Origin of the sequence: Lonsdalea iberica, from assembly GCF_002111585.1 — a bacterium.
Taxonomy (GTDB): domain Bacteria; phylum Pseudomonadota; class Gammaproteobacteria; order Enterobacterales; family Enterobacteriaceae; genus Lonsdalea; species Lonsdalea iberica.
The window spans coordinates 17710-31986 of sequence record NZ_LUTP01000034.1 but is presented as its reverse complement, the minus strand read 5'-3'; the positions used below and the strand labels follow the sequence as shown (position 1 = coordinate 31986).

Here is a 14277-nt window from a genome sequence, read left to right as displayed (position 1 = left end):
AGCACCATCCCTTGAGATATCCAGTTCCGTTAACCGGGCAACGTCTTTCTCGGCCTGCTCCCGCTCTGCCGGGTCTTTGCTGTTACGGAGTTTTTGCTTCGCTATCTCAAGCTCTGATTTCTCAGACACACTCAGATAGTTATTCTCAACCGCATTCTTACCCGCCTGCGCGCCCGTCACTGCACCCGCTGTGCTGTCGCTGCTCACCCCCGCCGCAATCCCTGACGCCAGCGTCGCCAATGCGCTCAGGTTGTCTTTCTGTTGCGTCGATAACTCTCTGCTGTCCGATGTCCCGTACAACGCCAATTCTATCGCCGGGGAGCAGGTCAGTTGATTATGGTTTACACACATCATAAGCCAGGGACACCCGTAACCCAAGTCGCTGACACGGCTAAAAAAGAACATTGCGAGCGGCATTACACCGTCGGTTACGTCCCCAACGGCGGTAAAAAACCGCTCAGCCCGCAGCTTAAGCTCAGCGGCAAGTGGCTGGAAGAACTCGGCTTCAACACCGGCCAGTCGGTTATCGTCACCGTTGAGCGGGGTAAACTGGTCATTGAAGCGGAACTGCGCTTCTGACCGGTAAAAACAACGATTCCAGCCTTTTTAGGGGCCGGGATTTTAATTAAGATTCTTTTCTTAGGTATACGCAGAACCCGCTCCTTTTTTTTATCGGGTTTGGATAATCAAGACGTATTATATTCACGTCAAAATTACAATACTCATCAAAATCAGCCATTACTTCAGTCTCTATTTCAGAAACAGTTTCTTCGTCATTTTCATGTATTTCACCATCATAATAAAAAAATATCTTAATATTATCTTCACTTAGCTCTGCCGTTATTGCTCGCATGTTATTAGTAACATTACCAAGTAAAGCTCTTTGTATGGATAGCTTAAAATAGTTATTAAAATCAGTTTGTTTTTTCATGATTCCGTTTACTCCGTTGGCCTTGCAGGAACAATATGAACACCATTTTTTCCATAGTGCACAATACCATTAGTAGTCGGCGTGGACACGCCTGTTTGAGGATCTATATAGTTCCCAATGACTTTGCCATAGTTAATCCTTTCCTTAGAACCTGGTGTTCCAATAGCCGTATTACCGACCTGTTGGCCTGTTCCTAATTTTGAAAGTAATGAATCAGGCTGAACTGTGAGTACACTTTTATTTAATCCAGCTTCAGACGCTATTTTGTATTCATTAGTTCCTGGTACGTGTTTATTCTGCTGGCCTTGATTAATCGAAGGTTTAGCTATGCTGCTTGCAGAACTACCGGAACCTTTACCTGCTTTACTCACTCCACCCAGCGCACTTAACGCCGCACCCGCAATAATATCTGCCTGAATATTATCCAGACCATATTCTTTCTGGAGCGCCTCGGAGACTTTGTTTGTCGCGACAACACCTTCAACCTACATTTGCTGTGCAAAAGTCGCCGTCAGATCGTAGACCATCTTGATCGGGATATCTTCACCCAGAGCACGATCTATTGACTGTTTCACAGCCAGACTGTCGGTCAGTACATCGCCGTATTTCTGCTGGCAGGTTGTCGGACTGGTTGCACAGTCGCTGATAAGCTGTTGTTGCTGAGCAGTACTTAGTTCGTCGTACTTCTTGATAATACCGCTACAGTCACCGCCATTAGCTTGGCAAGATTTCATTTCAGCCGACCACGCATCTATCTGCTTACTGCTCAGATAATTATTCTCAACCGCATTCTTACCCGCCTGAGCGCCCGTCGCTGCACCCGCGGTGCTGTCGCTGCTCACCCCGCCGCAATCCCTGACGCCAGCGACGCCAATGCGCTTAGGTTGTCTTTCTGTTGCGTCGATAACTCTCTGCTGTCCGATGTCCCGTACAACGCCAATTCTATCGCCGGGGAGCAGGTCAGTTGATTATGGCTGACACACATCATAAGCCAGGGACACCCGTAACCCAAGCCGCTAACACGGCTAAAAAAGAACATTGCGAGCGGCATTACACCGTCGGTTACGTCCCCAACGGCGGTAAAAAACCGCCCAGCCCGCAGCTTAAGCTCAGCGGCAGGTGGCTGGAAGAACTCGGCTTTAACACCGGCCAGCCCGTTATCGTCACCGTTAAGCGCGGGCGACTGGTGATTGAGGCGGAGATTAGGCTCTAAGCGCCAAAAACGACGATCCCGGCTCAGGGCCGGGATCTTTTTTACTGCATGAGAGTCACTCTACATAGTTTATCATTCTGATCAAACTGAATATGGAGTGTATAATTTTCTATTTTATATTTTATCCAGCGATTGATATACCCCAAAAGCATATCCATTTTTCCACCTCCAGATTCCGAAGGAACCCCCAACACCCGTATAATCTCTGACTCACGCCCATTAACAGGTAAAGGCAGTTCCCCTGTATAGATAGAGAATCCTTCATCGGCTTGCATATACAAACTAATTTGATTTACCAGATCGTCTTCTAATAAAAATAAAATACCAGAATTAAAAAATGAGTAATAACTTCGATCACCTAAAACACCTTCTTCAAAAACAGGTAATTCATTAAGTTTTTGAGGAAGATAAATAAACTCATTATTCGCCTTCGAGCAACCTAGCATTTCAACAAGATTATTCCATGCCAACATTATTTAATGACTCCTGTTTGCCGATTCCTGTCAATAATTTTCTTTACAGCATCATCAACCAGAGCCGGCTCATAACCACGCTCTATCATATTGGCTCTCAAAGCATCAGTATCGCGGCACACAGCACCACAGAGATCTAACGCATCTTGCTGAACTTGTGCTGCTGTATTTTTCCCACCATAAGTAGGCCCAGCCCGGTGAATATCTTTAGGAACCTCTACAGCCGTAGCATTTTGATATAGAATTTTTTCTTCCGTTGGAGACAATTTCCTACCTAACTCATTTTCCTTTGCTGTTCTCAGAGCGGCAAAAGAGGGGATATGGTCATGCTCCAAGCTATCACCCACTACTGAACGATCTTTAAGTTCTTTATATGAGCCCACATCTAATGGCTTAACTGCCTGAATCTCATCACTGGCTTTATTGATGAGTTTTGACGCTTCACCAACATCCCCTTTCTTCAGCGCCGTTTCTGCCGCTTTAATCGCCTTGCCCGCCGCATCACCGGCTCCCGGTATCAGCCCTACAGCCGCAACCAGATAATCCAGAGCACTTTGCGCTTCCGCAAAACTCTTGATATCACCAACAACAGGAACAAAGTCTAAACCAAAACCGGCAGCACCTTTCAGCAGTTCGTCACGATGTTCACTGATCTTCGCCGAACATGCTTCTGCACTCATTCCAGCACAGTTCTGTGCCTTGAACTCCTCAACGGCGGCTGCCAGTTGCTTCTGCGCATTTTGGTACTTTTCTTCCTGCGATACACCGAAGACTTGCTGCTCGGCGATTTCCGCCAAAGAGTTATTCTCCACCTCAACCCTGGCCGCATTGCCCGCGCTCACCATCCCGCTCGTGTCGCCGGTGGCTACGCCTCCGCCTGCCGCTCCCAGCGCCGTAACCAGATTGAGGATAACCATTTTCTCATCCGGCGCCAATTCCCCGGCGTCTTTTCCATAAATCGCCTGCGCTAGCGTTTTTGCACTCGCTGCAGCGATGAATCCCCCCGCCGCGCCCGCTGTCGCATTCCCTCCCTGCGCTTTCGCAAGCACCGCCGACGCCAGCGTATGCAGCGCTATACGCGCCCCCTCATTATCTCCGCTCGCATCCTTTATCAGCTTTGCCAGCACCGGGGCTGCTCCCGCTGCCGCTCCGCTCTGAACATTGCCTCCCAGAGCCCCGGCCAGCAGACCGCTCACCGATGTCCCTGCCGTCCAGAACGGACTGCCTACTCCGTACTCGCTTTCCGCCTTCTTGAACGTCGGCGACGCCAGCACCCGCTGTTCAATCTCCGGTTCGCTCAACCCATCAAGCTCGCCCGATGCCGCCATCTCATCACGCGCCTGCTGTTTCGCCGCATCCTGCTGGCTCTCTGCATACGCCGTCATCGCCTGCGTGCCCAGTGCCGTGGCCTGCTGCTGAATCTCCAGCTTGTCTCGAATCGCATCCCTGTCGAAATTATTGTCCAGCGCGCTATGCGCATGCGCCGTGTCCCGACTCAACGTCCCCACATCCTGCTGCTGGTTGGCGCTGTCGCGGACCATCACGTCACCCTCAGCTACCGCGCTGTGCGTCGTGCTGGTGACCCTTTGCGTGTAGTTCGCCATCGACATCGACGGCTTACCCCCCGACGAACCTTGATATCCCCCTGTCTGCGACTCGCCCGTGGTCGCGACCACGCCACCTGAGTCCGTACGCTTTCCCACGCCGCCGGATACGCTCAAGGCATACTGGCTACCGCTGGACTCCGCCCAGTTCTCGATATCGCGCCAGCCCAACGTGTCCGTACTGAGCCGGTTTTTCGCCGCCTCCGCATCCGAGGCGATGACAGCACCATCCAGCTGGGTATGGTTGCCAACAAAAATATCAAAACCGCCTTGACCCGCGAACACCCCGCTCTGGTCTATCACCGCACGGTATTCGTTGTTAATCCTGCCGCTGCTGATATCCATGCTGCCCTGGGCCGAGGACGCAGAAGAGGCTCCCGCACAGATGGGGGGGACACAGATACTGAGATTGAGTCCGGTGGAGTGCGAGCGACTGTGATACTCCGCACTGTCCTGTTGGCTGCTGATGGTCAGGTTGCGACCAACATCGGCGACGACCCGCTCCCCGTACAGCTCCGCGCCTTGTAAAGTGGTATCCCGGTCACTGTTCACCGTCAACGTGTCCGTGGCCCGGACTTCGCTGTTATGGTTGACCAGAGAATTGCCCTCCATTTTGCTCTGCGAACGGCTGGCGCCTATCTCTATGCTGAAACCGTTTTGCTGACCAATCAACGAGAAGCCCACACCGACAGAGAACTGATTGCCGCTGCTCCGGCTCTGCTCTTTCTCCGTATCTTGCGCCGCACTCAGCGTGATATCACGTCCTGCATCCAGCGCCACATTCTTGCCCGCAATGCTCACCCCCCGGCCCACAATATCCTTATCCGCATCCAGGCGCACCGTCTCGCCCGCCAACAGATGTGTTCCTTGCTCCTCCCGGCTACGGTAGTCTTGCTGCTCTTTCGAGCTGCCAGCAGATACCCCGACGCTCACCTTCACCAGCGAACCGTTGTAAGCCTCCTGAGCCACGCCGGTGGCGGTCGTCAGCGCCGCCTGAGCCGCATAGATAGCCGTCAGACGCGAGTCACGCCCCTCTTCTTTCGAACGAACCGCATTCTCCAGCGCCTTCGCGGCGGAAACTGCCCAGCCAGAGGCGGAGGCCGTGACGCCATACTGCGCAGAAGAGGACTTGCTCGAGTTGTGCAGGCTATCTTCACTCGCATCCAGATGGATATTGTCACCGCTCAGGAGCAGCGATTTACCCGCCTGGATATCCGCCCCCTCTAGCGCTAAATCCTGCTTGGCTTCCAGGGCAATATTGCCCTGCTGACTCGTTATCTGACTCTTCAGCATGCTCTGCTGATTGCTGTCGAGCTGCGACGCATGTTTTGAGCTGCGGTAACCGACCTTGCCGCTGTATCCGTCACCGCCAAGACTGCCCACCATACTGTCTTTACCGTGCTGTTTATCGGATATCGTGTTAGTACCAGTGGTAACGTTGATACCGCCGCTTTCAGCAGACAACAGGAGATCGTTGATCGACGAGAGGGAGCTACCCTCAAGATTGATATGTCCGTTTTTGCTGGTGATAAAGATATCATTCCCCGCAATCTGGCTACCGGTCTGGGCGCTGGTCTGCCGTTCGCCTTCGCTGCTGGATTTTTCCATACCAAACGGCAAGACGCCGCTGCCATGATTCGGCCCACCGCTAACGGTACGTATGCCTGAACCCACGGTCGGGACTGCGGAAGTCACGCTCCAGGCGCTGCTAGCGGCGCGGGTACTCAGGTTCTCTTTGTCCGTCGAGGTCGTGATATCTACACTGTTTTTTGCATCAATAATGATAGATTCTTCAGCCCCGAGGCGGCTACCGCTAATCAGTACGTCACCCTGACCTTTTTCCCCGGTGGCATTAAGCTGAATATTCCCAGCCGCCGTGAGGTTACTGCCGCTCGAAAACGCCGCGTAGTACTGTGATTCACTTTTTGAGGATGTACGTCCATAGCTGACGGGCAACGAGGCTCCACCGGCAACGTCGGCAGCTGCCGCCCCCACTTCATCTAACAGTTGCTTCGCTTTAGTCACACCACTGTCGTCACTCTTCTTAATAGCCCGGATATTACGCACCGAGTCGATAACCGGATCGGAGAGAGAGATGCCTACGCCTCTGCTGCTACTGGACTGTTTTGCCGTCTCCTGCACTACATCCTTGCCGGGGATAATATCAATATCACTGGCCGTGATATCGATATGACCGGTTTTACGTTCCATATCACCGTCTTGACGTGCCGCCGTCACGTCCGACGCGCTCACCGTCGCCTTATTACCGGCGTTGATTATTACGTTGCCGCCACTCGTTCCAATTAGGCTACGCGCCTCGCTTTGCGTCACCTCATTCCCTTCATGTGATGCCTTAGCTGATTGAGAACCAATGGTGATACCGAGATTATTGCTCAATACCCCGCTCTTTTTGGACTCCTTTATACTGAGAGTTGAAGACGTTTCCGTTGCTGCCTCAATAGTGACATCATTGACCGCTTTCAGACGAACATCCCCCTGCGCGACAACAGAAGAGCCTTTTACTCCCAAATCATTTCCCGCATTCACGCTGATGCTGTTGCCGCTCAGTAGCGAGCCTCTTTCCGTCGTGAAGCTATCATCCTGTACCGTGGAGCTGGCGCTCTTGTTCAAAAAGCCTTTTTTCTGAGAACGCTCTTCAAGATGTTCAGACTCTTTTTCGGTTGCGCTGTTTATCACCACATCGTTTTTGGCCTGTAGCGCAATCTCGCCGAGTTCGCTGTGCAGCGTACTGCCGGTGACGGAGAGGTCGCCCTCGCGCGCAATGGCGGTGACGCCGTCCTGACCACTCAAGGTGCTGCCGACGACGACATCGCTGGCGCTGTCAATCGTGCGTTGGCTTTGCGTCCGTCCGTCCTTTTTGTTTTCGCTATCAAAGGCGTTTGTTAACTGGTGGGCCTCTTTAATCGTCACGTTATCCGCGCCGACGCGGACCCGACCTTCCGTACTGTCGACCTGAGCACCTTCCGCGAGCAGATCCTGACCTGCGATCAAGGTGACCCCCTTGGCGCCGCTCAATGAGCTGAGTAGCAGACGGTCTTCCTCACGACTGTTGCTCACTGACGACGTGCTGCTGTTGGCCTCAAGGTGCGTGGTGTTGGTGGATCTGTCCGCCAGCAAATGGATATCGCCGCCGGCTTGCACACCTAGCTGGCCTCCCGCGCTGGCTTGGCTGCCGCGCAGCGTAATGTCTTGCCCGGCGTTGAGCGCCAGATTTCCCCCGGCTTTCAGCTCGCTGCCCAGAGCCTGTTGCCACTCCCCGCTGAGAGTCGCCATGCGCTCACCGGCTTCTTCCATCCCATCGCTGGTTCGATTGCCCATCGCACCGGAAATGACCTCCACCCCATCAGACTTGAAGCTGCTTTTCGCCGCGCTGATGTCCAGATTATCGCGAGCGCTCAGACTAAGGTTATTCGTCGCATCCAGCTTAGCGCCCTGCAGGTGGATATCGTTGCCGCTGAGGCTAATGTCGCTGGCGCTCATAGTGGCCTGACGCAAGGCATCCTGAAGATTCGTGCTCATGGTCAGGCTGTCCGCCTGAACGTTAATGCTGTCAGCCTTGATATCGCCACTCAGATGCGAAAATTGCCCCGCATCGACGCTCAGCGCCTTGTCGGCAAACAGATTGCCCGCATTCGCGATGCTGTCCGCAGAGAGATTTAGTTCGCCACCGGCAATCAGCGCGCCATCACCTGCCAGGCGCAGCGTGGATTGAGCGAGGTAAACCTTAGGCACCAGAACGGTTTGCGGACCAGCAGCCGTCTCCACCGTCTCGTCAACCATCCAGACGATATCCTGCTGAAGTGAGGCGATCTGCTCCGGCGTCAACGCCACGCCGGTAACCAGTTGAAAGTCCTGCGCCACTTTAACGCCGTTGTTCATCAGGTTTTGGTACTGCGCCATCGCGTCTTCACCCTGAACGGACTGACGTCCTGTCAGGCTCAGCACCTGATCGCGCACCAAGCGCTGTTCGTAGAATCCGTCACCCAGACGTTTATGCACCGTCGACGGGTCATACCCGACCTGCGACAGCAGATAATCGCTGCTGACAAACTGCGTGCGGCTGGTAAAACGTTCGTCGGTAACCACCAGATAAGGGCTGCCCGTCGCCGGATTCTGACGGAACAGACCATTGTCCGGAATCGATGTAGCGACGCTGCCGACGGATTGCCTGGCCGTCAGCGCCCGCTCGGCGGGAAGCAACGGTCGTCCCAATGAAGACGGACTACCGGCGGTCGCTTTGCCGCCAGGCGAAAGCGCCACGTTAGCCTGCTGCCCGTCGACACCCTCAACGCTAAACGCCAGCGGGTTACGTTCCCACTCGGCCCTTTCCGCCTCGGCCGCTTTAAGCGCCGCTTCCACGCTGCTTATCTGAGCCTGATTCACGGTGGTATTGGTAATATTCGCCGCGGTGATGGCGGCCTTTCCTTGACCGGAAATGATGCCGTCGATCGTCGTAAGGGCCGTGGTGGCATCGTAGTTTGTGGTGGGATACCAGTGACGCGTATCTCTGTCGTAGTGGTCGGCAATCACTTCGGTGCGATGTTCGTTGACGGAGTATCCCCGGTTATCAACGTTGCCGCCCCCTTCAATCCCCAGATTGCCATTTGCGGTAATCACGCTGGCGTCGTTAAGCAAGGAGCCGTTGATACGCAGCGTCATGTCGCCGCCCGCCAGAATTCGAGCGCCGGTCCCTTCCGAAATCAGTCTGTCACGCGTGAGCGAGCCGGTCACCGTACGCTCACGCAGGTTGTTGTAGTCCGTGACGTTTGGCGCATTGTAAATATCGATGTGCTTTTCCGGATCCCACTGCTCCAACCTGCCGCTGTTGAATTCGCGCCAGACGGTGTTTTGGTAAGGCGTCGGCACCGCTCTCTGCCAATATCCCGTGGTTTGATAAAACGTCATGGCATAGCTGCCATCCGTATTCGGCTGGAGGGCAAGGTAATTGACCCACATGTCCGTTAACGTCCCAGAGGTGTTTTTGACGCGGACCTGCGCGCGCTTGCCTGCCGCGTCAAGCGCCAGAATAGTGCCGTAAGGGTTGCTTTGCGCCTCCGCGTCATTTTGATAAGACAGCGACTGTGTGACGGGGGCCACGGTGTTCTTGTCGGGATTGACCGTCAAGTCGTAGGAGCGCCAGAAATAGTTATAGCGCTGCCATTTGTAATTGCTGGACTCCGCATCGCGCTCGATGTTCAGCCCCACACGCTCGTTGACCAACCGCTGCGCATCGACCGTCACATTGCCGTCCGCCTCGATCGCGCTGGCCCGGTTTTCAATGAGATCCTGACTGCCCAATTGTAAGCTGCCGCCGCTGAAAATCAGGGCGCCGTCACGGTTAGTCAGACGTTCATTACCACGTAAATTGAGCGACTGCGTAGCCGCCAGCACCGCCCCCGAGCCGTAGTTATCAATGACGCGGCCGCGCAGGGTCAGATTGTCGCCCATCACCGCGTTGGGGTTATCCAGCGTGTCGAAATCAAGCGTCATCGCGTCCGCTTCAATCCGTCCGCGGTTAGTCAATTGCCCGGTCGTGATCTGCAGTGACTTGCCGACCAGAGCGCCTTGGTTATTGACGTGAGCGCTGTTCAAGGTCAGGTCACCCGGAAGCAGCCAGTCCGTCATATTGGTTAAAACGCCGGCGACGGAAAACGTGAGCGCGCCGTTGCTGCTCACAGTGTCGCCCGCACGATGAGTGTAGTCCTGCTGTACGCTGAGGCTTAACGCCTGCTGACTCTGCAACGTACCGCCCTGATTGTTCAGGGACAAGGCATCGAGAACCAGCGATGCCCCACTCTGCATCAACCCGTTGGGGTTCAATACCGACAACGCCGACGCCGCGCGCGTCAGACGACTGCTGAGAGCATTAATGCTGAGCGGCCCGTTTGCGATCACGCGCCCCTGAGTGTTATCTAACTGGGTCAGTCCTGTCAGCGTCATGGCCCCGGCGCTTTGCAGGCGCCCTGCCGTATTATCCGCCGCTCGTGCGGTCACCCCTGTGCGCGTGGTCCCCAGGACCAATCCGCCATCGCGGTTATTCACCGTGTCACTTTGGATATCCAACGCGCCCTGACTGCTGATGGTCCCTTGTCCATTATTGTTCAGCTGTGCGGCGATGAGGACCAAATCCTGTGTGGAAACCAGCTGTCCCGCCTGATTGTTGACCTGACTCCCGGTCAGCGCCAGCGCATCACCGCTATGCAGTTTGCCCTGCGAGTTATTCAGCGTATCGACATGGTACGTCCCTACGCCTTGACTGATGAGCGTGCCGCCCGCGTTGTCCAACAGCGGCGCATTGATAGTCAGGCCGCTTTGGCTGCTGACGATGCCGCGCTGGTTGTTCAGATGATGGGCGGCAATGCGCTGATCGCCATTGCTGCGCAGCGCCCCGCCCTGATTGCTCAGCTCGCCCGACGTGCTCAGCACCATCTGTTGCTGGCTATCTAACGTGCCGCCATCGTTTTGAAGGGATTGCGCATTAAGCGTCAGCGTTTCGCCGCTTTGCAGCTTGCCTTGCCGATTATCGAGCTGGGTTTCGATGTCCAGATCGAGCTGCTTCTGGCTATACAACAACCCGCCCTGCGTGTTATCCAGCTTCTGCGCCGCCAGACTGAAACCTTCACCCGCCAGCCACTGTCCACCCGCATTATTCACGGCACCGGTATCGTCGTCCGCCGTGTTGCCCCGCACATTCAGCTGATGCTGCGCGCTGATCTTACCCGCACGGTTATCGATATCGCCCGCTACCCTCAAGGTCATATCGTCAGCGGACTGCAATCCCCCTTCCACGTTGGTTAACGCGTCGGCCGTCAGTTGTGCGCCCTGTTGCGACTGCACGCTGCCCTTCGTATTGTCAAAACGGCCGGCGTCGGCACGCCACTCGCCCTGACTGCCCATCCAACCCTGATCGTTCAGGATGTCTTGTGCCGCCAGCGTTTGCGAGGATCGACTGAAAATACGGCCGCTGCCGTTATCCAGCGTCTCGGTCAGCTGCATGTCCAGACTGCCCAATGCGTTAACCGTTCCCTGCGCGTTGTACAGATTAGCGGCACGCAGCACGGCCGGCCCCTGACTGGTCAACTGACCGCCCTGATTATCCCAGTCCGATGACAGATCGAAGGAAAGGGCTTGCTGGCCCAGTACCACGCCCTGCTGACGGTTGCTCAGACGCCCGCCGTTCAGAACCAGATCGCCGCCGCTCTGTAACGAACCGCTGTCATTATTCAGTAAGCTGGTGGATGCGCCTCGCCAGTTGAGGTCGTCCTGAGCCGTCAATTTACCTGACTGGTTGATGACATCGGCAACCGTGTTCAGCGATAACGCGCCGCCTGACTGTAGCCGCCCCAGGGTGTTATCGAGCTGACGGGCCGTCGCGACCACCTGGCCTCCGCCTTGCGCGGTTCCCTGCTGATTGTTCCAGTCGCCTTCGGTCTGAACGTCAAGCTTATCGGCGGCTTCAAGCAGTCCGGCAGTATTATCTACTCCGCCCTGAACATGCAGGTTCAGGTTTTGTCCGGCGATAACGTGACCCTGCGCGTTATCAAGCTGTCCGGCCGTGACGTTGAGCTCCCCCCCGCTGGCTTCCCCGTCCCGGTTGGTCAATACCCCGTCAGTGTGTAGTACCAGTTTCTCGCCGGAGGACAACAGTCCCTGCGCATTGTTCAGCGCCTGCGCCGCATTCACCGCCAGCGAGCGCTGACCAATGACCTTCCCTTTCTCATTCGCGAAATTTGTCGCGCCGAGTTCAACCGCCGTCGCACTGATCTCTCCCGCCTGGTTGTCGACGCCGCCAGCGGCATTAAGCGAGAGGTGGTCGCCTGACAACAGCTTGCCGCTATCGTTTTGGATATTATTTGCCGTGGCGCTAATCAGCGTTTCACTCTGCGCGGTGCCGCCCTGATTGTTCCAGTCACCGTCGGTCTGGATAGCGAGATCCTGCCCGGCCCCAATAAAGCCTCGCTGGTTATCTAACCCCTGCTGCGCGGTCAATTGCAGATTCTGCTGACTGATGATTCGCCCGAGATTGTTATTCAAACGTTGAGTCGTGAGTTGTAACTGTTCTCCGCCAACAACCCCAGCGTCGTTATCGATATGTCCTGCCGACAGGCTGAGATCTTGACTCGCCATCAGCGTGCCGTGGGTGTTATCCACATCGCCTGCGCTGTTCATTCGCAGCGCCTGCAGGCTTTTAACCGAGCCTGCCTGATTTTTCAGCGTGCCGACATTGAGCGCCAGGTCGCCGTTGCTTCCCAGCTCGCCATCGCTGTTATTCAGCAATCCTTCTACCTGCCACTCCCGTGCGTTGCTATCCAGCGACACCAGTCGGCCACTCTGGTTATCGAGCGCGCCGGTAAACAAACTCAGGTTGTTCGCCTCAATATTACCGCTGGTATTATCAAGCACACCGCTCAACGTAAACCGGCTTTCTCCGGTGTCAGACTGAACCCAGACCGCCTGCTGGTTGGACATCGTGTTGCCGTCCACCGCCCAGGCTCCCGCCTTAACCTGCGCCTGCCGGGCATCAATATCGCCCGTGGTGTCGATGGTGAACTGCTGGCTATCGACTTTGGCTTGCTGCAATCCGACGCCGCCACTTTGTGCGGTGACCGTCGTACGCTGGGCGGCAAGCTGCGCCTGACTGATATCGACGCGTTTACCGGTCAACGCGACATTTTTCTGACTCAACAGGCTGCCGCTGCTGCGCACATCGCCCTGGCTGGTCAGCGTGAGATCGGCATCATTGACCAACGTACTGTTGGCATCACTCCCTGCCAGCAGGTGCCCGGTATTTGCAATTCCCTCGGCCGCAGAAAGCTGGACATCGCCGGCCGCCGCCAGCGTACCGGACTGTTTAATCGAACCCGCGCGGCTCTGGACATTCAGCGTGCCGCCGCTGTGTAATTTTCCGTCGTGCTCAATATCGTTATTGGCCGTGAGGCTGATGGACTCTCCCGCCTGCGTCACCGCGTCCTGCTGGGCCGGCTGCCAGACCAATCGGCCCTCGCTGCTGACGGTCAGCGTTTTTCCCGCCTGCAGTTGACCGCCCTGATTGCGGACGCCAACGCCCGCTTCCGTGCCGATCATATGAATCTGGCCGCTGTACATGCCCCCCATCTGGCCCATATCGATAGCCAGCTCGGGTTTAGCCTCGTCCGACGCCGCAGAAGGCTCGACGGTTCCACCGTCTGAGCTGACACGGTTGCGACCGGCGACAACGTTGATTTTCTCTTTGGCCCAGACGCCCGCATTCACCTCAACCGCACGGGCCAGAACATCGACATACTCCGTATCATGCCGGGCGTCGCCGTTCAGCCCGCCGCCATCGATACGCACAACGCCGCGTTCCACCTGATAACCGGCCAGGCTGCCATCCGCATTGAGTTGGGGTTTACCGGTCGTCAGGGTCATCCGCCCTGCGTTGATCGTCCCGCAGCCGTCGCAGACAATCCCCGCCGGGTTAGCCACGATGACCTGAGCGCGTCCGCCCGCCACTTCCATATAGCCGCGAAGCTGGCTGGGATTGGTGCTATTAACTTCATTCAGGATGACTTTGGCTGGCGCGCTACCGGCATTCAGGTTGGGGTTGCCCTGAATCATCCCCGCCATCTGGGTGGAGGTCATTGCCGCCGAGTTATTGAGAATGGCCCCTTGTTGTTCGACATCGAACTGGCTGTACTGATTGTGGGAAATCCCGGCCTGATTCGGCGCGGTGATGTTGACCTGAGGAAGGCCATTTTGCGTAGCAATGACATCGGGTCGTTGGCCCGCCGCCGCACCGCTATCCGCCACAATGCCCGCCGCCAGCGTCGGACTGGCGAACAACGCCAGCCCCAGCATCCAGACCGCACGACGTACCGTCACCCACAGACGAGCGGCGCCCGGACCGCGGGTCTGACCGGGTTCGCCGCTGCAACTACGTGCCAGTTCGGAAACAACACGCAACTCGCCGTGCGTGCGGCTAAAAATAAGACGGTAACAATGCTTGTTCATGACTTCCTTCCGTGAAAAAGGTTAATCCCTGGAATAACAACAAAA

The 14277-nt window shown here is 55.8% G+C and carries 7 protein-coding genes and 1 pseudogene; 2 read left to right on the top strand and 6 right to left on the bottom strand.

Annotated features, from left to right (window positions below; genetic code table 11):
* On the bottom strand, nt 1-354 hold a 354-nt coding region (locus AU511_RS12735), incomplete at its 3' end, for a VENN motif pre-toxin domain-containing protein (protein ID WP_240503829.1).
* Here AU511_RS12735 and AU511_RS12730 point away from each other — a divergent pair.
* Nucleotides 337-579 (top strand): SymE family type I addiction module toxin, encoded by a 243-nt coding sequence (locus AU511_RS12730; RefSeq protein WP_094109913.1) that lies wholly within the window; start codon nt 337-339, stop codon nt 577-579. The two genes, AU511_RS12735 and AU511_RS12730, sit on opposite strands and share 18 nt — an antisense overlap.
* Before the next feature lie 46 nt (nt 580-625).
* On the opposite strand, the gene AU511_RS12725 is transcribed toward AU511_RS12730, so the two are convergent.
* From AU511_RS12725 to AU511_RS18010, 3 genes and pseudogenes are all read right to left on the bottom strand, one after another.
* Entirely contained in the window at nt 626-931 is a 306-nt protein-coding gene (locus AU511_RS12725; protein ID WP_094109912.1) for a MafI2 family immunity protein, read from the bottom strand.
* Nucleotides 932-939: 8 nt separating this feature from the next.
* Nucleotides 940-1194 carry a polymorphic toxin type 50 domain-containing protein gene (locus tag AU511_RS12720; protein ID WP_420843457.1) on the bottom strand — a complete coding sequence of 85 codons (255 nt, stop codon included), beginning with the start codon at nt 1192-1194 and terminating at the stop codon, nt 940-942.
* Nucleotides 1195-1239: 45 nt separating this feature from the next.
* Nucleotides 1240-1877: pseudogene (locus AU511_RS18010) on the bottom strand (VENN motif pre-toxin domain-containing protein); the annotation flags it as partial.
* Nucleotides 1878-1901: 24 nt separating this feature from the next.
* Between AU511_RS18010 and AU511_RS12710 the strand changes: the two are divergent.
* Nucleotides 1902-2144, top strand: coding sequence for a SymE family type I addiction module toxin (locus tag AU511_RS12710; RefSeq protein WP_094109911.1), 243 nt, complete (start codon nt 1902-1904; stop codon nt 2142-2144).
* A 41-nt stretch (nt 2145-2185) separates the two neighbouring features.
* Here AU511_RS12710 and AU511_RS12705 read toward each other — a convergent pair whose 3' ends face one another.
* Together AU511_RS12705 and AU511_RS12700 are read right to left on the bottom strand one after the other, a co-directional pair.
* Nucleotides 2186-2617, bottom strand: coding sequence for a hypothetical protein (locus tag AU511_RS12705; RefSeq protein WP_094109910.1), 432 nt, complete (start codon nt 2615-2617; stop codon nt 2186-2188).
* Entirely contained in the window at nt 2617-14232 is an 11616-nt protein-coding gene (locus AU511_RS12700) for a hemagglutinin repeat-containing protein (protein WP_094109909.1), read from the bottom strand. The genes AU511_RS12705 and AU511_RS12700 overlap by 1 nt, the downstream gene beginning before the upstream one ends.
* Between the last annotated feature and the right edge of the window lie 45 nt (nt 14233-14277).

What these genes read in the sequence shown, in the direction of transcription:
- AU511_RS12730 (WP_094109913.1), top strand. Translation starts at nt 337, where the DNA reads ATGGTTTACACACATCATAAGCCAGGGACACCCGTAACCCAAGTCGCT.
- AU511_RS12725 (WP_094109912.1), bottom strand. Translation starts at nt 931, where the DNA reads ATGAAAAAACAAACTGATTTTAATAACTATTTTAAGCTATCCATACAA.
- AU511_RS12710 (WP_094109911.1), top strand. Translation starts at nt 1,902, where the DNA reads ATGGCTGACACACATCATAAGCCAGGGACACCCGTAACCCAAGCCGCT.
- AU511_RS12705 (WP_094109910.1), bottom strand. Translation starts at nt 2,617, where the DNA reads ATGTTGGCATGGAATAATCTTGTTGAAATGCTAGGTTGCTCGAAGGCG.
- AU511_RS12700 (WP_094109909.1), bottom strand. Translation starts at nt 14,232, where the DNA reads ATGAACAAGCATTGTTACCGTCTTATTTTTAGCCGCACGCACGGCGAG.